We start from the raw sequence: 20,086 nt of genomic DNA on the forward strand, positions 1-20,086 counted from the left end.
AGGGGTTTATCATGGTTAAAAGCTGGAAAAAAGGAATTTTGCCTGTTCTATCTGCCGTGTTGGTGCTTTCTTTGGCCGCATGCAGCGGCTCGCCTTCTGCTTCAAATGGAGGAAAATCGTCTGACGGTACAGGTGGGTCAGGGGCCGACAGTAAGCAAGTGAATACGACTGCGCTGGCAAAGGCGGTCAAGAACGATAAACCCCCGATTAAGGGCGGCATCATTAATTATGCACTCGTGTCCGATACCCCTTTTGAAGGGATTCTGAATCCTGTATTTTATGATGGAAATCCGGATTTTGAAGTCTTCCAGTTTTTCTACCCTTCCATGTTTTCGATCGATTCCAATCTGAATATTGATAATAAAGGGGCGGCGACGATTTCCTTTTCCGAAGATAATAAGGCGGTGACTGTCAAAATTGATCCCAAATTGAACTGGACAGACGGCAATCCTGTTACGGCGGAGGACTATGCCTTTTCCTATGAAGTGATCGGCCACAAAGATTATGAAGGTCCGCGTTATGATAGTTTTATGACCAATATTGTGGGGATGGAAGATTATCACGCGGGTAAGGCCAAAACGATTTCAGGCATCAAGGTACTGAATGAGAAAGAGGTTACCATTCATTTTAAGGAACCTAATCCTTCGGTTAAGTCGGGACTTTGGTCCACACCACTGGAGAAAAAGGTATTTCAAAACATTCCTGTGAAAGACATGGCTGGATCTGATCCTGTCCGTAAACATCCGATTGGCTATGGGCCGTTCAAAATTAAATCTATGGTTACAGGTGAATCTGTGGAATTCGTCAAAAATGAAGATTATTTCCGTGGTGCGCCCAAACTGGATGGCCTACATCTGAAGGTGGTGAACCCGAATGTCATTACCGAGGCGTTAAAAAGCGGAGAAATTGACTGGGCCAGCTATCCAACCACCCGTTATGATGAGGCGAGCAATCCGAAAAATGTACAGTTTCTCGGTCAGGAGGAATTGTCTTATAGCTATGTAGGCTTTAAGCTGGGCAAATTCGACCAGGCTAAGAGTCTAAATATTATGGACTCGAACGATAAGCTGGCAAACAAGTCATTGCGTCAGGCCCTTGGCTACGCGCTGAATAATGAGCAGGTTGGCAAGCAGCTCTATCATGGGCTTCGGACTCCTGCGACATCCCTGATCCCGCCAGCCTTCAAGGGATACCATGATGTGAATGCGAAGGGCATTGCGTATGATCCAGACAAGGCGAAAAAGCTGCTGAACGAGGCTGGATATGTGGATACCAATGGAGATGGATACCGTGAGGACCCTAAAGGTAAGGAACTGGTGCTCCATTACGCAGCAATGAGTGGGGATGCGACAGCCGAATCGCTGGCGAAGTTTTATTTGCAAAATTGGAAGGATGTCGGGCTTCATGTCGAGCTGGTGGACGGTCGTCTGCTTGAGTTCAATTCTTTCTATGACCGTGTGCAGAAGGATGACCCCGGTATTGATATTTTTGGTGGCGCATGGAGTACAGGTACAGATGTAGACCCTAGTGGACTGTATGGACGCGGAGCCAACTTTAACTACACGCGTTTTACGAGTGAAGAGAATGATAAGCTGTTGCAGGAAGGGGTGTCTGTGAAAGCCTTTGACGACAATTATCGTAAAGATATATACAATCAGTGGCAGGCGTATATGAGCGAGGAGGCGCCTATTGTACCGACGTTATTCCGTTATTCGCTGGAGGCTGTGAATAATCGGGTAGCCAATTACGATATTACCCGTGGCAAGGAGTACGATGCAGACACGTTTGCGAATATTACATTAACTTCGGAAAAAGCAGAAGTAGATCAATAATCTAAAAAGCGCCTTAACTTGATGAAGAATGATGAAGAAGCGCGAACCGGAATGATCCGATCTCGCGTTTCTTTTGATCTTTAATGCCAACATTTCTGGGGATGCTCGAAGGGAGAGAAGGAAGACGGAAATACGTCAGCTTCAATACTTCATAGCCGTATGCGAGGAACTGCATTTTACGAAGGCTTCGGAAAAGATCGGTATCTCTCAACCCACGCTTAGCTTGCAAATTAAGGCGCTGGAGGAGGAGCTGGGCATGATGCTTTTTGACCGCGCAGGCAAGAAAATTAAAATGACAGATGCCGGGAAACTGCTGCTGCAACACAGTGCCCATGCGCTCAAGGGATTACAGCAAGCAAAGGCTTCTATTGAGGAGTTGCGTACTGAGCAGCGCGGGAGTTTACGGATTGGTATTGCATTACCGGAGCTGGAGGAGCCATTGCAAGAGATGCTTGTCCATTTTCATCGCACATTTCCTAAAATTAGCCTGCACATCTGTCCATCATTAGATGTAACAGAACAGCTGCTGGATAACCGCGTGGACGTTGGCATTACCCTACACTCGGGCACAGATGAAAGGCTTTTCCAGCTTCCTCTTCGCACAGAGAGCTATTGCCTTGTTGTCCCCGTAAATCATGCATTTTCCAATCGTTCTTCCCTTACGTTGGACGAATTGAGGCATGTACCTTGGGCGATGCAGCCAGAGTGCCATCCCGGTAGGAGGCTGATTGAGAAATGCTTTCGTGATCGCGGGTATCCCTTTGTAACCGTGTTGGAAACAAATTCTATAGCTTCAATTTTGCGCTGGGTGCAGGAGGGACTTGCCGTAACCCTACAGACGAAGTCCCTTGCGGCAGAGCTGGATCGTTCGCATTTTTGCACGGTACCTATTTTGCGTGGTGCGCCTCAAGGTCAGCTAGAGTTGATTTATCGATCTGACCGATACCAGGGAGAAGCAGTGAAACGATTGATAGATAAAATACAAGCTGTGCTGGCTGAGCGCTCCAACTAATGGCAACCCTGATGAGTGCACAGGCTTTAATGCGTACGAACCTCCAGCCTGCGTGCAATCAGTGACATACTGTAATTAACGGCAAAGTACAGGAAAGCGGCAAACAGCAGAGCTGGAATGACAAAGGATTGATTTTGTCCACCGACGATCTGAATGTTATGCGTCAGCTCCGGCAAACTGATAATGACAGCCAGTGACGTATCCTTAAATAGGGAAATAAACTGGCTGACAATCGGAGGCACCATGCGACGAAGCGCTTGGGGCAGAATGATATGCCATAAGGTTTGAGAATAGCTAAGACCGGAGGAACGTGCGGCTTCCACCTGTCCTTTATGCACCGAATTCAGACCGCTGCGCACAATCTCGGCGATCATGGCTCCCTCGAAGATCGACAGTCCTGTAATGGCTGCCCACTTGAGAGAAATTGAAAATCCGATGGATGGTAAAACCATGCCGATGAAGAAAATAATGAGCAATAAGGGCAGATTGCGAATCAGATCAATGATAAAGGCTGCAAGCTGTGAAAGCACAGGTAAGCGGGTATAGCGCAGAATGCCGAATACGATTCCAAGAGCGAAGCTGAATAGGATAGCATAAATAGCGACTTCCAACGTGAGCAGGAAGCCCTCCAGTATAAAACGCACATTAGGCCATACAAACAATCCACTGAAATCCATGCGGGCTTCCCTCCTTAGGATGTTTTGGACAGGCGTCGTTCCATATATAGCACAAGAAAGCTGAGCGGAACCGTCAATATAAGATACAGCAATGCCGTGATCGCATAGACTGTGATGGGCAGGAAGGTATCTGAGTTAATGAGATCCGAGTAATACATGAGATCCAGTCCGGCCACAATGGCCAGCACGGAAGAGTTTTTAACCAAATTGATGAATTGGTTGCCGATTGCAGGCAGTACAATTTTGATGGCTTGCGGTAAAATAATGCTGATCATCGTCTGGTTGTAATTCAACCCGGAGGACCTTGCCGCTTCAAATTGCCCTTTGGGTACAGACTGAATGCCAGCACGTATAGCTTCTGCAATAAAGGAGGCTGTGTACACAGTCAGCCCAAGTGTTCCAGATACAAAGCCGTCCAAGGGGATGCCCAAAGTGGGAAGACCGAGGTAAAAAAACAGCACGACGATCAGCAATGGAATATTGCGGATGACCTCTACATAGACAGTACCGATCCAGTTTAGCCATCTAAAAGGCGCAATTCGGAAAATGGCAATGATAGCGCCCAGAATAAAGCTTCCGATCAACGCAATAACACTAGCCTGCACGGTATGAAGCAGGCCTTCTCTGAAACGGTCGCCATGATCAAAAAGTACGTTGATATCAAAAGTAAGCATCTACAGATATACCTCCTTATTCAGAGCTAAGAAAGGAAGGAGCACGCAATCGCGGCTCCTTCACAAGATCATTATTCGGGCTTAACCCCCAGCCATTGCTCATGCAGCTTATCGTATTCACCATTGCTTTTGAGTTCCTTAATCGTATCATTAATGGCTTGCAGCAGTTCAGTCTGGCCCTTTTTCACTGCAATGCCGTAAGGTTCCTCTGTGAAGTTCCCGCCTACTAGGGTATAATTCGGGTCTTGCTGCTGCATGCCAAGCAGAATAGAGTTATCGGTCGTTAGCGCTTGCCCTTTACCCGCCTTGAGGGCGTTGAAGGCATCTTGATAATTTTCGAACTCTAAAATTGTTGCTTTGGGTGCTTTTTCGCGGATATTTTTTGCGGAGGTAGAGCCTTTCACAGCGAGTACCTTAGTATCGGGAGTCAGGGACTCCAGACCTGTGATTGGGCTTCCCTTTTTCACAAGCAGGGATTGCCCTGCATTAAAGTAAACATCGCTGAAATCGACTTGTTTTTTGCGTTCATCCGAGATGGTCATCGTGGCGATAATAGCATCGATGTCTCCATTTTGCAGTAGGGTGATTCGTGTTTTGGACGTGACTTCCTTGAGCTCAAGCTTAGTTTCATCACCAAAAATATGCTTGGCTACAGCCTTGGCGATGTCGATATCAAAGCCCTCAACTTTACCGCTTGCCGGGTCTTTTAATCCGAATAACTTGGTGTCGTACTTCACTCCAACGACCAGTTTGCCACGCTGTTTGATGGCTTCCAGTCCGTTGGAAGCTGCTGCCTCATTTCCTGACGTTGCTGCTTCTTGTTTGCCTCCACAGCCTGCCAAGACGAGTAGACAGGATAATGCAACCAGCACCAAAGCGCTCCACTGAAATCTTTTTCTCATCCCTAACGATCCCCTTTCAATTTTTATTCCATGGGTAGTCTGTTTAATGATGAATCAGTCGGCTCAGGAACAGGCGAGCCCGTTCTTCACCTGGATTCTGAAAAAACTCGGCAGGTTGACTGTCTTCCAGGATCTGTCCTTTGTCCATAAAAATCACGCGGTCTGCCACTTCACGGGCAAAGCCCATTTCATGAGTGACGATGACCATCGTGATGCCCTGATGGGCGAGCGAGCGCATGACATCCAGCACCTCTCCGATCGTTTCGGGGTCCAGAGCTGAAGTCGGCTCGTCAAACAGCATAATTTTTGGATTCATGGCGAGTCCACGGGCGATTGCCACCCGCTGCTGCTGTCCACCGGACAATTGGGCAGGGTAGCTCTGTGCCTTTTCTTCAATTCCGACGCGTTTCAGGTAGGTGAGGGCAGTTTGAATAGCTTCTTCTTTCGGGATGCCCAGTACCTTCATCGGTGCCAGTACAATGTTCTCAATCACCTTTTTGTGGGGATACAGATTGAAATGTTGAAACACCATCCCGATATTGCGGCGGAAGGCGTTAATATCAATCTTTTTGTCATGTACAGGGACATCGTTAACGATTAGTTCCCCATCCGATATCGTTTCCAGACGATTGATACAGCGAAGCAAGGTGCTTTTACCTGAGCCGGAGGGACCGATGATGACAACGACCTCGCCCTCCTTAATCTGAAGATTGACATCTTTAAGTACATGAAAGTGACCGTAATGCTTGTTGACATTGCGAAATTGGATCAGAGAGCTCACCCCTTTTTCTTGGTTTGGATACATTCGCTCAGTAGACGGACTGACATGATTAAGATCTATCAGAATTTCAAAATTTCTCTCATGATACTATAAGCTTACAATAAAAAACAAGATTTTATGTCAATAAACTTTACGTTAATTGTGCTTTTGAATGTATTTACGCTAGTATAATGTTATTTTTATGGTGAAAATAAGAATATATAAGTAGATTTATGTTATTTAATATGACATTGTTTATTGAACTTCGACATGCCGAGTGAGAAACGTGACAAAAGCAGCGCTATGTTTTACAGTAGGGGAGAAGGAATTTAGGGTAAAGGAAGGATAGACAATGACGAAAGCTATTTCACCGCTAGTCACGGCATTGGGCATGGAGCCCCATCCAGAAGGCGGCTGGTACAAAGAGATGTGGAAGGCCAATTTTCAAATTCCGAAGCCTGTACTGCCGGATGTATATTCCGGTCCGCGCTTTGCAGCTTCGTCGACGTATTTCTTGCTGCATCCGGGCGAGTTCTCCGAGTGGCATGTGGTCCATTCAGATGAGCTGTGGCTATACCATAGCGGTAGTCCTGTAGAGTTAAAATTGGGTGGAAGCGGAGAAGAGCCTGGCGAAGAAACGGTAATTATCGTTGGTGCAGATGTGGAGGCAGGACAACATCCACAAGCACTCGTGCCAGGAACAGTATGGCAAACGGCACGTCCGTTGGGGGATGAGCCTGTGCTGGTAACCTGTGTTGTTGCACCAGGATTCCACTTTGATGATTTTAAGCTGATTGCCAAGAATTCAACTGAATCATGATGTAAACAATGGCGGGTGTATTTCTGTAAAATGAGCAGGAATGGCCCGCCTGATTTATTTTTATCTATAGAATTGAGTGCCTTAGTTAGCTTTGGGTGCTTAGTTTGGCTTGAACAATGAGACGATGAGTGGGGTTCACGAGAGGGTCGCATGTAATTAGCGTGAGCAGTTTATAGTTTTTGAAGCTTTTCAAAACAGACACGTCCGTAGGATCAACTACCTTTATGCTGTAAACTCTATACATGTACTGGTTACCCTGAGCGTGAACAACAATCGTATCTCCAATCTTCAGTTCATGAAGACGATTAAATAAACGTCCAGGAGTACGGGCTCGATGAGCAGCAATAGCAGCATTCCCCACTTGTCCCAGCTTTCCCGTTTCCGGCATATGGACTGCGGCATATTTCATATTTTTCCTCGTTGCGCCTTCCAGCACAGGGAGCTTTAAAGCAATACGACCTATGCTAATAGTGGCTATGGGAGTTTGTTCATTAGCACCGGCATTGGGAGCGGGGGAGGGAAAGGTATGTGGCCGTGCTTCGCTCACTGGAGCTTCCGCTATTCGAGTGGACAAGCGAGTATAGCTGTGCGTAAGACTAGGAGGCCATACCAAGTTGCTTTTTTCTAGTGATAACTCCGCTGCGTGTAACAGCTTGTTTTGTTCTCGATCTTCATTCCATTCGGTTGCTTTAGGAAACAAAATAAAGAGTAGTCCCAACCCAATAAACACATAGGAAAGTTTACGCAGATTCAGCAGTATCATCTCCCCTAAGCAATGTATGGATGATACATAATTTTAAAAAGTGCCCCATTCCTGTCTCGTTCCAACCGGGAGTGAGACAGGGATCAGGGCAGGCGAACGATTTTTATTTTTTGGGTATCCGTCTAAATCTCAAAAATACGCCCCATATACACATGGCTATGCCTATCCAATAAAACGGAGCGGAGCTGCTTTCACCTGTTTGAGGCAACTGATGCACCGCAGGTGGTTCCTTCGGTTCTTTCTCCGGAACGTGGAGACGGATTTTAGGTTTGGGTTTGGGTTCGTCTTTTGGCTCCACTGGAGAAGACGGATCTTGATGAGGCATGACGGCTGGTGGTTCAGGCAGTGCTTTGGGTTCCTCTCGGGCTGCTGGCGGCGGTGTGGGTGCGGGTTCCTCCCGTGGAGGGACAATGTCTTCCGAAGGCCTTGGCAGTGACGGAGGAACGGTTATAGATGGTGTCACAGGCACCTCGGGATCTTTATCATGTTTTTTCCCGGAGCCTCCCGCTGGGGGAGACGGCTCTGGGTGGGTAGGTGTGCCTGGGTCTACAGGTGTTTCGGGTTCGTTTTTCTTTTCTTTACGATTGGTGATCACAACCTTCTTTATACCAGAGCCTTGTTGGAGTGCTGCGTCTATTCTGATCTCAAGCTTACCCTCTGTGATTGCGTACCCCTCCGGTGCTGCCAATTCTTCCAAAATGTAATCGTCATGAAGCAAGGAGGAAAAGATGATTTTGCCTTCCGCATTGGTCGTTTGTATAAGCGGTGCTCTTTTTTGTCCCTTATCATAGAGCGCAAACCGGGCGCCAGGCAGTACCCTGTCGGGAGCATCCTGATCCACCTTGGTCAGTTCAAGAGTTTCGGTTACGCCCCCACCAGAACCGGAGCCAGAAGACGTCCGTACGATGATTTCCTGACTGGTTTCCCGCAGTTCTGTCGTCAAACGATCTCCTGCAAAAGCAACCTTGTTGCTCACCTTGGCTTTATCCTCGGCATGAATGAACGATTGGTATTCAAGAATAAAAGCAGTGGAAATATCCTTGGCAAAAGCAAGCTCAAAAGTTTGCTGACCTTGAGGATCTGTTTTGATATGCAGCCAGTAATCTTGGTTTTTGATTAATTCGGTACCCTTGGTGGTATTTCCATTGGCAGCCATGATTGTAGAGTATAAATGGAAGGAATCTTCAATTAAGATTTGGTTGCTGCTAGGCTGATCGACTATTTTAGCGTTGGACACATGTGATTGTCCTTCATTGATACGGATGCTCCAGTCGATCTTATTTCCATTTTGTGCACCGGCTTTAGACACATATTCTCCGCCATGAGGTACCGTGACTTGAGCTGCCCACTCGGAGACTGTCTTTTGTCCATCGAGTAGTAGGGCTTGATTATGAATTTCCTTTTGAATCAGTTCTCCTTCCAATGAGGTTTGAAAGGTAATCCAGTACGGAGTTTGGATCGGCTTCTTGAACTGGATACGCAATTCATTACCATTTTGCTCAGTGGGGAGGATCGTCATATATTGATCTGCCGGAATTTCAGCCCCTTTTTGTACACCATCCCACCATCCCAGCAAGGTCATATCGTATACTTTTACGGAGCCAGGCAGTAACCTCTGACCTTGCAATAAGACATCTCTCACTTCTGCGTGATTCAGGATCTTGCGATTATAGTTGGCTTTAATATCCCAGGTAATGAGCTTGGAGCTCGCATTATAACTTCCTTGCTTGGCCCCGTTCCGTTGTGTCATATAGTCCGGCCAGATCGGGCATTCCACCTCATGTGACGAGGTTTCACCATTTTCATACTGATAATCTATAAAGGATTTGTTGCGAAATTCGGGCTTCGTCGTATCTGTTTTCCAATCATTGTTGTAGAGGGTTGAATACTTGATCGTATAAGCCTTTTGTATCGTTTTATGAAAATGAAGCGTAAACCCTTGTTTATAGTCTGGTGATCGTGGAACTAGCTCATAATCCATGGGTGCGAATAGTTCTGTTGTACCGTCAACACTTTGAATTTTCAGGGTGTCTGGCAACAAGGCGAGACCCCCATTGGGGAACACATCCTTAATGACAATATTTTTCATGGTATATGAGTCTGTGTTAATGGTGATCACCCAAGGTATGACTTTGGTGTTGTAATTGGGCGTGTCATACACTTTAGTCATAACTCCGCTTGTGATTTCCGTCGATATGACTTTTTGAACTCCATCTGAGGTGATGATGTTTGTAATTTTTTCATCTTTATAGACGCGGCCTCTAGCCTGGGTCTGATATCGGATGGTATAGGCTGAATCTACGTCGAAGTTGAATTGAAGTTTGAACCCGTTACGGTCGGGATAATCAACCGGGATGACAGTGTACGCCCACGATGGAAGCTCCTCCAGTGTATTTCCCTTAAATACTTTCAAAGAACCTTGTAGCAAATTTTGGGTCTTGTTGAAATGATCAATTAAAAGGGCTTTGGCTTCGGGAATTTTTGTCTCACCAAAGTTATATTTTATGGCCCACGAGAGTGTTTGTGTGGCATGATCATACTTTTCAACCTTTTTGGACAAAAATTCACCATGCTCCACTTGAACCGTAGCAGTGGCAGCAACGTTATCTATCGCATCTCCTGAAAGCGTCACTGTGTTGGAAAATCGGGTTTCGGTACCAGTAATGCGCGTGGAGTATTGGACCTGATAGGCAGTGCTAATGCTATCATCTTGAAAACGAATCGCGAATCCTGCCTTGCCTGGATCTGTTTCAATGGTATATTTACTCGTATTCACCAGATCTCGAACGACGGTCGAGCCGTCGATATTGACTTGTAAATGATAGAGTCGGATAGAATCTCTCATGAGTTCCAGCCCTGAAGGAGTTGGATCGGTAATGAGGGCGTGTTTTACGTTATTTAGCTGTTTGTTCACATCAATGGCCCAGTCGATTTGGTGGGTGCCATTGATTTTTCCTTGTTTGCTTAAGGTTGGGCCTGACTGGGGTTTCACATTTACGATGACCGTTTGAACTCCGCCTTTAATTGGAATCGCAATGATGACTTCTGTGCTGCCCTTCACCGTTTCTTTTTTGAATTCGGTTTTGATTTGTAGCTTGCCGCTGACACGGGAATGATTCTCTACATATTGGCTAAAGGTCATGATAACCTTGCCCTGACGATCCACTGTAAAAAAACCCACAGTCCCGTCTGTAGTCAATAGTGGAGATGAGATATCAGTGTAGATAACAAATTGCTCTGGTAAGTGAAAGGTGAAAGTATCCCCTGCTGTATACGTATTGTCAGGAAGCTCCCATTCATAGGCAAGTTGGATGGCTGATCCGATGTCGAACTTACTGCCAGGATTATATACCGCATCAATGACACGCCCGGCTTCGTCCGTTAGGGTCAACTTTGTTAGTATATTCTGGGGAGCAGTTTCGGTTTGAGACTTTGAATAAGCTGCTCCTTGAACGGAAGAAACCGTGGTTGAAGGGACCTCCTTAGAAGGTTCAAGGTTTGGGGCCGCGTATACGGCATCCGTAACGGTATGTGTAGGATCGGATACAGCACTTTGTGGCAGTTCAGGGGCTGGAGTATCCGCGTAAGCCAGTGTGGTGCTGAAAAAACTTTGGACAATGAGCAATAAGGCAATAATCATAACTTTTATTTTTGTTCCCATGCTCCAAGTAATTCTCCTATTCATTGTAATATGGCAAGCTTCAGCGATTGTGTTATATTGTTCTCCTTCCCTCCTCCTAGTTCGAAAATAGTATATTCAGCATGCTAGGCTGACATGACTATTCCAACAGAAAAAACCTTGATCATAGTGATCAAGGTTTTTTCTTCAAGAGAGATATAGCGTTTTGTGGTGGAGCTATGTAAAAAAGACATAATAAAAAGCTCGTTCACCTGGTAACTGGCTGCCACCCGTCTAGGAAGGCCCTATAGTTTTGCGTCACTGTCTTTCGACAGTTTTGCCGTTAGCTTGAATAGCTTGTGCGTCTATCGTCTATCAAACGGAGTTCATGTAATCTCACATTTACAGTTTACGGTTTGGAACGTTTTCCCCATTTTTTGCGGAAGGAATGCGGTGTTTCCCCTATATGTTCCTTGAATAAATTAATAAAATGGCTCGTATTGGGAATCCCTACATACCTTGCAATATCCACAATGGACATGTCACTCGTTTTAAGCCATCCCTGAGCGGCTGTGATCCGAACATTAATCAGATAATCGATTGGAGAAAATCCAATCTGTTTTTTGAAATTTTTAGCAAGGTTAAATTTGTTTAAGTTGAACATGTCTGCCAGTGAGTCCAGCGTAATTCGCTCGCAGTAGGATTGGTCCAAATATTGCTGCACCCGGCGGACTTCACTGAGCGTTCCAGCATTGACATGCCGATGGTCATAGGGATGCTGCAATATGTAGGTCAGTATTTCACCAATCAGTCTGGACGTTAGCAGCTCGCCGGAAAGGCTTCGATCAGACTGACCGCAGATTAGGGCATGCAGCTTGTCCAATATAATATGCGGATTGTGCATGGATATGACCGGTTTATTATGCTTGGCAAATTGTTCGTAAAAGTGTTCGATCAGGTTGCCGTACAGGTATAAGCTGATAAACTCCCAGGCTTCATCACCGGAGCTGCAGTATTGCACATATTCCTCGCAATTAATAAAAAATAAATCATGAGGTTTTAAAATGTATTTCTTGTCCCGGTACAGTAATTCTCCCTTACCAGACAGTGTAAAAACAAGCAAAAAGGAGGCGAGCTCCTTCCTTTCCATTGTGAAATCAGAGGTTTTTTGGAAATAGCCTAATTCCTGAATATATAAAAGGGATTGCTTGGCAAAAGCGGAGGGAGTTCGTACAATTACGACAGGTTCACCGTTCCAGAGGCCCTCGTTGTTTTTTTGGTCTGTTGTCATATTCAATTCCTTTACAAAAAAGCAATTTTATCTAGCTTATCTTGGTTTGATTTACCAATATATAATGGCTGATTAAACATGATTTACTATTTATAAAAGTTTATTTTATCACATTAAATATGTCTATATATCAAATTATGTGTGTGAGTTTTATAGAAGTCTCGCTTCTTATGGATATTTATTCTAATCGTCCATGTAAAGGGTCGAATTTTGTTGAAAGAATTCTGGGGTCATCATGGATTCAAATCCTTTCTGGGGTCAAACATAGAATTAGTGCTGAAAAAAATATCTTACATGCCCATTCAACTTTTCCATTCACTTCTCCTTTCGGTTTGAGAAATTTGGGACTTGGTTCTGTTAAAATGGTTCGTAAGGCTTATTATTAAAAATGAGATTTTGGACCCAGTGTTGTGATTTGGTTCACGAACATGAATGTAAAAAAGAGAGATATATGCATGAAAAATTACGCAAAAAATGTTCTTATGTGTTGAATGAAAAGTGTTCTCAACTTTGGAAATCACACGGGCGATGATATGATGGGTAATACATGTATAGTGCACTACTTATTCGATAGTCAGTTTGGAGGATTACAGGATGGAAAAACCAAAAAATACGAAAACCGCAGCGGCTTGGTCGCTCGTTATTCTAGGGGCAGGATTTGCAGCCACGGTGCCATTTCAGCAATTTGGCTGGGCTCGTTTGTTAGCTGGAGCCTTTGAGGCCGGACTTGTTGGGGGACTGGCAGATTGGTTTGCTGTCACGGCATTATTTCGTCATCCGTTAGGCATCCCAATACCCCATACGGCGCTTCTTCCCAAAAATAGGGACAAGCTCACGAACGCATTGGTAAATACGGTGGAAAATAACTTGCTGAACAAAGACAGTATTGCTTCTAAGATTGCAGATATTCGTTTGGCGGAGCTGGTGCTGAACGGAGTAGAGAAAGGATTGCGTACCCCAGAAGCGGCAGCATCAATAGATGTGCTCGCGAAGCGGCTCGTTCAGTCGCTCCCGCTCACGGAATTGGCTCCGATTATCGTGGCTGAGATCAAGCGACAGGTGACTGACATCGATGCCGGACCGCTACTGGAGGCGCTTGCCCGCCAATCCAGTGAGAAGGGCTATGATATTCGCGCACTTGATTACACGCTGGAGCAGGCGGAATCCTGGCTTTTGCGACCGGAAACAGGCTATACACTTGGCACCTTAGGGATGCAGGCTGTTAGTGGTTTGCAAGTGAGCGGACTGATGCAATTTGCCTTGAACGCCTTCCTCGGCTATCTGAACGAAGAGCGCATGGGTGAAATGATTCGTCATTTCCTGCTGGATCAGGTAGCTGAGCTGCAAAGAGAAGAGCATCCGCGTCGTCTGGCCGTGATTGACGGTCTGAGAACACAGGTGACCCGATTGGCGACGAAGGATACAGTTCAGGAAGGGCTAAACGGCTGGAAGGATAGCCTTATTGAAGCTTGGGAAGGCGAAGCGTCAGTGCTCGATAAAATGGAAGAACTTCGTATCCGCTTATTGAACTACATGGAAGATGGAGACTATGTGCCGACCTATATTTTGCCACTACTGGATCGGATGCTGGCTGACTTAAGAGGGAATACCGAGTTGCTGGATAAAATCAATACACGAATTGTGGAAGGAATTACGAGCCTCGTGGAGGCTAACCATAGTCGGATTGGTAACCTGGTGCGCGAAAATGTAGATAAAATGGATAACAAATCCCTGATTGCACTGATGGAGGACAAACTGGGACAGGATTTGCAGTGGATACGTATTAACGGCGCAGTAACAGGCTTCCTGATCGGTATTGTACTGACAGGTATCCGTATGCTAATCCAATAATACAGAAAAAGCTACAGATAAGGTTGTGGAAGCATGAGGCTTTGGCATGAACAATTGATTGGCAAGCTGCCCCGTCCCCAACTGTTGGGACAACATCGTGAGTGTTGTGCCCTGCGGGGGAACGGGTGGGGAAAGCCACACGCCACAGTGAATTATGTGTTCGACTATCACCCCATGCTGCTGGTACGCTATCATAAGCTCATTATGGATGAAATGAAAAGCAGAGGCTACAATGTTGATCCACTATGGGAACAGCCATTGTATCGTGGTAAGCAGTGTGAACCTTGGGAAGCGGAGCTAGGCGAGGAACTGGCAGGCGCGGACGCATATGTGGAGCATGATGACGAATATATGAAGGAGTGTCTGGATAACCTGGCTTCCAAAGGAATTTTAATAGAGATTGAAGTGATCTAAAAAAGCGGGCTGCGGTGTGTTCATCATTCAGATGAAGCACCGCAAGCCCGCTTTTTAAATGCTTTAAGAGGTATGGGGACCAGGTTACAGGACCCAGCGTGTGACCTTCTCCAGGGGTTGTCTGGATTTTTCCCGCTTGGGTTCATGAGCACGATAACCGAAGGCGGCGATGACTGAGATATCCAGCAGCCCGTCCTCCAGCAGTCCTTCTTCCTCCAAAATGGCATGTACCTGTTCACGATTAAAGCCTTCTATCGGACAGGAATCAATGCCAATCTGAGCTGCTGCTGTCATCATATTGCCCAAGGCAATATAGGTTTGCTTGGAGGCCCAGTCAAATAACGTACGTTCGTTTTCCAGCAGACGTTGATTTTCACCTTGGAAAATCTTATAACGTCCCGGTAGTGAGGCAAAGTCTTCGTCAGACATCCCCTTTACCTCTTTATACATGTACTCCACGTAAGGAGAATCATAACGTACATCCTTACGTGCCAAAATCAGAACGACGTGGCTGGCCGCTGGAATCTGCTTTTGACCACCACTGGAAACCGCCGCCAGCTTTTCTCTCAATGCCTGATTTTGTACGACCACAAACTGCCACGGTTCAAATCCTACAGAGCTTGGGGAAAGTCGTCCAGTTTCGAGAATGAATTGAAAATCCTCCTCTGGTATAATGCGATTGGGATCGAATTCTTTCGTGGCATGTCTGAATAGAAAGGCATCCAGAATTTCCTGTTTTATAGCTGATGTATTGGACATGAAATGTACTCCTTTTATTATAGGTTTAGTTGGTACTCCATTGGTTTTCTGCTACTATAATGAGAGTTGATATCGAATATATAGTCATCATATAGAAAGTTTTTTGCGGCAACAAGTACGCACATATTTGTACCTTGTAGGTCTGGGGCTATTAGTCTACAACCTGTAGAAAGAAGGGGAATACATGGCACAGGAGATGGAACATACAGTTAGCGTTAATTTTGGATGTCCTGTCGCGACAACTGTTGGGATTATAGGCGGCAAATGGAAGGGAGTCATCTTGTATCATTTGACCACAGGACCACGGCGCTATAATGAAATTCGACGGACCCTCCCTAATATTACACAGCGGATGCTAACCTTACAGTTGCGCGAATTGGAGCGTGATGGCATTGTGCATCGTGAAATTTATAACGAGAACCCACCGCGTGTGGAGTACTCGCTTACCCCGTTGGGAGATACGTTAAGACCGTTGCTGGATTTTATGAGGGACTGGGGGATCTTCTACGGAGAACAGGGTTGCGAGCCTGTGGCGACAATTTCCAAGTCAGGCAAGCATTTTTGCTAAAATAAACATGAGAAAAGCCCACCGATGATTTCATGCAGACGCATGAGAATCATTAGCGGGCAGAATAAGGACGGGGTATTTCTATAAAATATAAACTTATTTAAACTCGATGGCCTCGTTCATCTGTGCCCAGGCTGTTTCTCCGATGATGCCCAGACGCCAGATAGCGATTCCTTTGAGGTCATAACGTTTGGCTAATCCGATCTTGGCGTTAACGGTGCTGTCTTTTTCGCTACCCATTGAAATACCCAAGATGAGCTTATCCCGTGAGGTTTCCTTCAACGCCAATTGTATGGCTTCGTCCACTTTATCCAATGGCTCGGGTGTAGATTTTTGTCCGTAATCATAGGCCATGATGATCAGATCGTCCGCCAGATTGCCCAGCGTTTTGTAGTCATAGCCAGCATAGGAGCTGTTCAATGGATGCAGAACGACGGTGAGCTTGAGTCCGGCTTGATGAGCTTTGGCTGATAACTTTTTAATAAAGGCGTTGTAGTCTGAACGAGCTTTAGCTTTATCGCCGCTCCAGCCTAATCCTTCAAGATCTAACGTAATGCCCTTGAATTGCTTATCGGTGGCAGTGCTGACGATTTGGGAAATGGTCTGTTCTTGAAGCTGCGCATTTTCCAAAACCTTGGTTAGCTCATGATTACCATCGACAGCATAAACCATCAGGTAAGGGGAAGTTCCCTGGCTATCTGCTTCCTGTAGAATAGACTCAGGCGTTACAGCTCCGGCAGCTTGAGGCCATTTATATTCTTTGCCAGTCGTTGTGAATTGTCCGTTCGTATCAATTCTGCTCCAGCCGAAGGCAACGGTATTAAAATTTGGTATTTTCGCTTTTTGATCAAAGGAAGACAGCGCATAGAAGCCTACAGTATACATAGCTTCACGTGGCGATGTGATAGAGACTGTCCGTGTTCCCTGATTCCAATTCACTGTGGCTCCAAACTGTTGCCCGAAAAAGCTCAGCGGGATCATCGTGCTGCCGCGCACGGTTTGCGGTGCGGCTGTTAGTTGAACGGTTTGTCCGTCTACTGTGGCATTGCGGCTCCCCATTTTGAGAACTACCTGCTTGGTTGCATTGCCTTGCGTTTTGGTAGCGGTGATGCTTTGGCTGGCTTGATCCCATTTCACAGTAATGCCCAGAGCCTCAGAAATAGCGCGAAAGGGAACCATCGTCGTGCCGTCCATCATGGCAGGCTGTACAGGGAACGGCAATGGATATCCGTCCAGCATGATGCTAATCTTACTCGCCTCCGCTTGTGCCATGGGGCTATAGATGCCCGCTGCGGTACTCAGAAGGATAACGCTAGATAACAAAGCCTTATTTACGATTTTCATCCTATGATCTCCTATGCTCAATAGATTGCAATGCTATCATGTTAGAATCGTGAGGTTTCTACCATTTTACCAAAAAAATGATAGATAGGTGAATGCGAAATGATAGGATGAGATAAATCTGAGTATGTATTTAAGCTGAATAGTATAAGAAAAACATCGTTATTTTTCATATAGAAAAAGCTGACACCTTTTAAAACGGTGTCAGCTTTTTCTTTTTAAAATGGTCTTATATTTTATTGTAACCCAGATTACTTGCGGCGTTTGAGTACAATGCCGACAGCTACGGCACCAAGAACGACTGCAATGATTGAGAGGACAAGTGCTGTGGTTTGTGTAGCAGAGCTTGCTGGAGCTGAAGCAGCAGGCGTCGTCTCAGCAGCATTGTCTGAGGTCGGTGCGGTGCTGCTGCTATCTTTAGCCTTATCTGTGCTCGCATGGCCCGCTGCGGTGCCTGTCGAGTCATGTCCGCTGTCTGCAGCAGAAGCAGGAGCCTCTGGTGTAGCATCCGCCGTGATTGTAGTAATGGAATGAGGATTGTTGCTTCCTTCATCGCCTGTCCATTCCACAATACTTCCGTCACTGTAATATTGGAAGGCGTTCCAGGCTGCTGCAGTATTCTGGTCTGCATTTTGTGCTACAAAGCTAAAGCGTTGGTACTGACCCGCTTGAATTCCGTCTTTTTCAGACGTCCAAGTGACAGTAGTTATTTTGCCGGAACTGTCTTTTTCAGTGGCTACCTTCCAATCCGGTACAGGCTCGTATTGTTTGAAAACGACCTCTTTAGGAATTTTTAAAGCGACTTTGGTAGTTGGGATGTTTTTTTCCACAGGCACTTTCAACGTGTACGTTTCCCACGCATTAGGTTGTGAAACGGAAGGCTTGACCGTCACATGCGCACTGGCCATACCTGCAAATAGCAAGGCACCAGCTGCCATTAGACCCATAGAGGTTACTAACCTGGAAAACCTGGATTTTGCTGTTTGAATCGTTGTATTCATATTCATTTCGCTCCTTTTAAGATAAAAATAATTATTTTTTACCGCCTACCTGCAGAGTGAATTCAGCATCAATCGCATCGAGTGATGCCGTCAGGGCATGTACTTTTACCGCCCATGCTCCTTCGGAGGTTATCAATTCCTGACTGCGGAAGGGCTGTTGCTGCTTCACGGGCAGAACAAATTCCTGCTGATCTTGGTCAGGATCGGCTGGGGTAAGCGTTAGTGTGACTTGTTGAATTCCTGGAACGGCATTACCCTTGCTATCCTGAACGGACACTTTAAATTCATTGTTACCCACAGTATTCGGGCTGACTGCGAGTGTAACGCTGTATCCGCCAGTAGCGCGAGTCTCCTCAAACGGTACAGCAGGTGCTTGGCCGGGCGACAGGTGAGTGAGCACCGCTGCCAGCAGCATCACAAGCAGGCCGACGGACAGCTCGGCCCGCAATCCTCCGGCGGCCCGCTTGCTCGCCACCGCTTGCCGAGCGCTACGGAACTGGCTGGCCGCGAAGACCAGCATCACTAGCAGTAGCGCTGTTTTGCCGAGCAGAACGAGTCCATAGGACGTGTTCAGCAGCATGGAGGGAGCCGGTATGTACAGCACCGCTCCATAGATACCAGTGGCGAGTAGCGCCGCTACCATAGCAATGCCCCAGCCAGCGAAGCGGCGCAGGGCGGCTTGCCGCAGAGCGGCCTGCTGGAATACAGGCAACTCCGATCCAGCAGCAGGCAGACACACCACCATAACGGCAAGTGAACCGATCCAATAGGCTGCCGCCGCCAGATGGACGAAATCTGCCACAATGGCTGGAGATGCATGGATAGCTGCTGCCGGATGCCCGACAAAGGCCTTGGACAACATAAGGCTCAGCGTTAGTAGTACGGAGCTGTAGCCCCACACTCGGCGCTGGCGATTGGAAATGCTTTGATCCACCGCATAAATTAGCGTAACGCTCAGAAGCAGCACGAGAATCATCTGGATAAACCAGATTTGCCCCGCCCCAGTAAATTGAAGAGCTTCTCCCAGAATGGGGAGTGAGAAGCCTTCCCTGATGGAAACGCCGGCATCCCAGGACGCCTGGAGCGGTAGGCTGATTAAAATGGCAGCAGACGTAATGCCGTAGCCGCTCCATAGCAGCTTACTCCAGCGAGGTAATGTGTCAGAGGGCCGCTGATGAAGTATCTGCTGTTCACTGCGATTTTTGTCTCGGTTCATGCTTGGTATGAGGAACAGTCGGAAACAAATCGCTCCAAAAAGCAACGATAGCCCTATGTAAAAGAACCAACGGACCGCGATTAAGTCGATTCGTGATGCCCCAGAGCCTTCAGAAGCGGTAGCTTGATTGTTATACGCATTGGAACCGCTGCCTACCTGAAATGGAATCACTCCATTGACTGGATGTCCGTCTGCGGACAAAGCTCTCCAAGTGATGGTGTAAATACCATTCTTCATCCCTGGAATCAATTGGATTTCCATGGTGGATGAGTGCTCTGGGTTGAGCTGTGCTTTTCCAGTGTCGACCCGCTTGCCTGTTTCATCGGTCACTTTGATGGACATGAAGGCAGATTGCAAATCTTCGTTGAAGGTGATGGTCACCTGGGAAGGAGACTTATCCAAAACCTGATTTTCGGTCGGACTGGATTCAACGACAAATGCATGAGCCCACGATGAGTGAGGAAACAGGAGCAGAAGAGGGAGACACAGCAATAAAAGACAAGCCGCACGGGCTGGTCTGGACAGGTACAACATGCCTGTGAAGTCACCTTCTCTCTATTACTTGAAGCGAGGATATCCTCATTTG

17 protein-coding genes and 1 riboswitch are annotated in these 20,086 nt (G+C 46.5%); of the genes, 6 read left to right on the forward strand and 11 right to left on the reverse strand.

Annotated features, from left to right (window positions below; all coding sequences use genetic code 11):
- The first annotated feature begins 11 nt into the window (after positions 1-11).
- Together opp4A and ABEW32_RS00945 are read left to right on the forward strand one after the other, a co-directional pair.
- Positions 12-1,832, forward strand: coding sequence for an oligopeptide ABC transporter substrate-binding protein (gene opp4A, locus ABEW32_RS00940; RefSeq protein WP_430183842.1), 1,821 nt, complete (start codon positions 12-14; stop codon positions 1,830-1,832).
- A gap of 73 nt (positions 1,833-1,905) precedes the next feature.
- On the forward strand, positions 1,906-2,844 hold the full coding sequence (locus tag ABEW32_RS00945; protein WP_430183844.1) for a LysR family transcriptional regulator: 939 nt from the start codon (positions 1,906-1,908) through the stop codon (positions 2,842-2,844).
- 26 nt (positions 2,845-2,870) lie between these two features.
- Here the strand turns inward: ABEW32_RS00945 and ABEW32_RS00950 are convergent, their stop codons facing one another.
- The 4 genes from ABEW32_RS00950 to ABEW32_RS00965 form a co-directional block, all read right to left on the reverse strand.
- Positions 2,871-3,521, reverse strand: coding sequence for an amino acid ABC transporter permease (locus ABEW32_RS00950; RefSeq protein ID WP_430183846.1), 651 nt, complete (start codon positions 3,519-3,521; stop codon positions 2,871-2,873).
- 14 nt (positions 3,522-3,535) lie between these two features.
- Positions 3,536-4,195, reverse strand: a complete 660-nt coding sequence (locus tag ABEW32_RS00955; protein WP_430183848.1) for an amino acid ABC transporter permease — start codon at positions 4,193-4,195, stop codon at positions 3,536-3,538.
- 71 nt (positions 4,196-4,266) lie between these two features.
- Entirely contained in the window at positions 4,267-5,097 is an 831-nt protein-coding gene (locus tag ABEW32_RS00960; RefSeq protein ID WP_430183850.1) for a transporter substrate-binding domain-containing protein, read from the reverse strand.
- 43 nt (positions 5,098-5,140) lie between these two features.
- Entirely contained in the window at positions 5,141-5,878 is a 738-nt protein-coding gene (locus ABEW32_RS00965; protein ID WP_430183852.1) for an amino acid ABC transporter ATP-binding protein, read from the reverse strand.
- A 331-nt stretch (positions 5,879-6,209) separates the two neighbouring features.
- Between ABEW32_RS00965 and ABEW32_RS00970 the strand changes: the two genes are divergently transcribed.
- Entirely contained in the window at positions 6,210-6,677 is a 468-nt protein-coding gene (locus ABEW32_RS00970; protein WP_430183854.1) for a cupin domain-containing protein, read from the forward strand.
- Positions 6,678-6,762: 85 nt separating this feature from the next.
- Here ABEW32_RS00970 and ABEW32_RS00975 read toward each other — a convergent pair whose 3' ends face one another.
- The 3 genes from ABEW32_RS00975 to ABEW32_RS00985 all read right to left on the reverse strand — a co-directional run bounded on the left by ABEW32_RS00975 (position 6,763) and on the right by ABEW32_RS00985 (position 12,350).
- Positions 6,763-7,434: a class D sortase gene (locus ABEW32_RS00975; protein WP_430183944.1), complete on the reverse strand. Its 672-nt coding sequence runs from the start codon at positions 7,432-7,434 to the stop codon at positions 6,763-6,765.
- 109 nt (positions 7,435-7,543) lie between these two features.
- Entirely contained in the window at positions 7,544-11,101 is a 3,558-nt protein-coding gene (locus ABEW32_RS00980) for a collagen binding domain-containing protein (protein WP_430183856.1), read from the reverse strand.
- A 229-nt stretch (positions 11,102-11,330) separates the two neighbouring features.
- Positions 11,331-11,411: riboswitch (cyclic di-GMP riboswitch) on the reverse strand.
- A gap of 57 nt (positions 11,412-11,468) precedes the next feature.
- A complete protein-coding gene (locus ABEW32_RS00985) occupies positions 11,469-12,350 on the reverse strand; it encodes an AraC family transcriptional regulator (RefSeq protein ID WP_430183858.1) in 882 nt (293 codons plus the stop codon).
- 594 nt (positions 12,351-12,944) lie between these two features.
- Here ABEW32_RS00985 and ABEW32_RS00990 point away from each other — a divergent pair.
- Together ABEW32_RS00990 and ABEW32_RS00995 are read left to right on the forward strand one after the other, a co-directional pair.
- A complete protein-coding gene (locus tag ABEW32_RS00990) occupies positions 12,945-14,201 on the forward strand; it encodes a DUF445 domain-containing protein (RefSeq protein WP_430183860.1) in 1,257 nt (418 codons plus the stop codon).
- A gap of 33 nt (positions 14,202-14,234) precedes the next feature.
- A complete protein-coding gene (locus tag ABEW32_RS00995; RefSeq protein ID WP_016818852.1) occupies positions 14,235-14,615 on the forward strand; it encodes a TIGR02328 family protein in 381 nt (126 codons plus the stop codon).
- Between the two features lie 84 nt (positions 14,616-14,699).
- Here the strand turns inward: ABEW32_RS00995 and ABEW32_RS01000 are convergent, their stop codons facing one another.
- A complete protein-coding gene (locus tag ABEW32_RS01000) occupies positions 14,700-15,374 on the reverse strand; it encodes an NAD(P)H-dependent oxidoreductase (RefSeq protein ID WP_430183862.1) in 675 nt (224 codons plus the stop codon).
- 184 nt (positions 15,375-15,558) lie between these two features.
- Between ABEW32_RS01000 and ABEW32_RS01005 the strand changes: the two genes are divergently transcribed.
- Positions 15,559-15,942 (forward strand): winged helix-turn-helix transcriptional regulator, encoded by a 384-nt coding sequence (locus ABEW32_RS01005; RefSeq protein ID WP_430183864.1) that lies wholly within the window; start codon positions 15,559-15,561, stop codon positions 15,940-15,942.
- A gap of 96 nt (positions 15,943-16,038) precedes the next feature.
- On the opposite strand, the gene ABEW32_RS01010 is transcribed toward ABEW32_RS01005, so the two are convergent.
- From ABEW32_RS01010 to ABEW32_RS01020, 3 genes are all read right to left on the reverse strand, one after another.
- Positions 16,039-17,286, reverse strand: coding sequence for a stalk domain-containing protein (locus tag ABEW32_RS01010; protein ID WP_430183866.1), 1,248 nt, complete (start codon positions 17,284-17,286; stop codon positions 16,039-16,041).
- Between the two features lie 248 nt (positions 17,287-17,534).
- Complete coding sequence (locus ABEW32_RS01015; RefSeq protein ID WP_430183868.1) at positions 17,535-18,284, reverse strand: YcnI family copper-binding membrane protein; 750 nt, start codon at positions 18,282-18,284, stop codon at positions 17,535-17,537.
- A 31-nt stretch (positions 18,285-18,315) separates the two neighbouring features.
- Positions 18,316-20,034, reverse strand: coding sequence for a copper resistance protein CopC (locus ABEW32_RS01020; RefSeq protein ID WP_430183870.1), 1,719 nt, complete (start codon positions 20,032-20,034; stop codon positions 18,316-18,318).
- Between the last annotated feature and the right edge of the window lie 52 nt (positions 20,035-20,086).

Origin of the sequence: Paenibacillus jamilae, assembly GCF_050482105.1 — a bacterium.
Classification (GTDB): domain Bacteria; phylum Bacillota; class Bacilli; order Paenibacillales; family Paenibacillaceae; genus Paenibacillus; species Paenibacillus jamilae_B.

Coding starts and splice junctions, on each gene's coding strand:
- opp4A (WP_430183842.1), top strand. CDS start 12: ATGGTTAAAAGCTGGAAAAAAGGAATTTTGCCTGTTCTATCTGCCGTG.
- ABEW32_RS00950 (WP_430183846.1), bottom strand. CDS start 3,521: ATGGATTTCAGTGGATTGTTTGTATGGCCTAATGTGCGTTTTATACTG.
- ABEW32_RS00955 (WP_430183848.1), bottom strand. CDS start 4,195: ATGCTTACTTTTGATATCAACGTACTTTTTGATCATGGCGACCGTTTC.
- ABEW32_RS00960 (WP_430183850.1), bottom strand. CDS start 5,097: ATGAGAAAAAGATTTCAGTGGAGCGCTTTGGTGCTGGTTGCATTATCC.
- ABEW32_RS00970 (WP_430183854.1), top strand. CDS start 6,210: ATGACGAAAGCTATTTCACCGCTAGTCACGGCATTGGGCATGGAGCCC.
- ABEW32_RS00980 (WP_430183856.1), bottom strand. CDS start 11,101: ATGGGAACAAAAATAAAAGTTATGATTATTGCCTTATTGCTCATTGTC.
- ABEW32_RS00985 (WP_430183858.1), bottom strand. CDS start 12,350: ATGACAACAGACCAAAAAAACAACGAGGGCCTCTGGAACGGTGAACCT.
- ABEW32_RS00990 (WP_430183860.1), top strand. CDS start 12,945: ATGGAAAAACCAAAAAATACGAAAACCGCAGCGGCTTGGTCGCTCGTT.
- ABEW32_RS00995 (WP_016818852.1), top strand. CDS start 14,235: ATGAGGCTTTGGCATGAACAATTGATTGGCAAGCTGCCCCGTCCCCAA.
- ABEW32_RS01000 (WP_430183862.1), bottom strand. CDS start 15,374: ATGTCCAATACATCAGCTATAAAACAGGAAATTCTGGATGCCTTTCTA.
- ABEW32_RS01005 (WP_430183864.1), top strand. CDS start 15,559: ATGGCACAGGAGATGGAACATACAGTTAGCGTTAATTTTGGATGTCCT.
- ABEW32_RS01010 (WP_430183866.1), bottom strand. CDS start 17,286: ATGAAAATCGTAAATAAGGCTTTGTTATCTAGCGTTATCCTTCTGAGT.
- ABEW32_RS01015 (WP_430183868.1), bottom strand. CDS start 18,284: ATGAATACAACGATTCAAACAGCAAAATCCAGGTTTTCCAGGTTAGTA.
- ABEW32_RS01020 (WP_430183870.1), bottom strand. CDS start 20,034: ATGTTGTACCTGTCCAGACCAGCCCGTGCGGCTTGTCTTTTATTGCTG.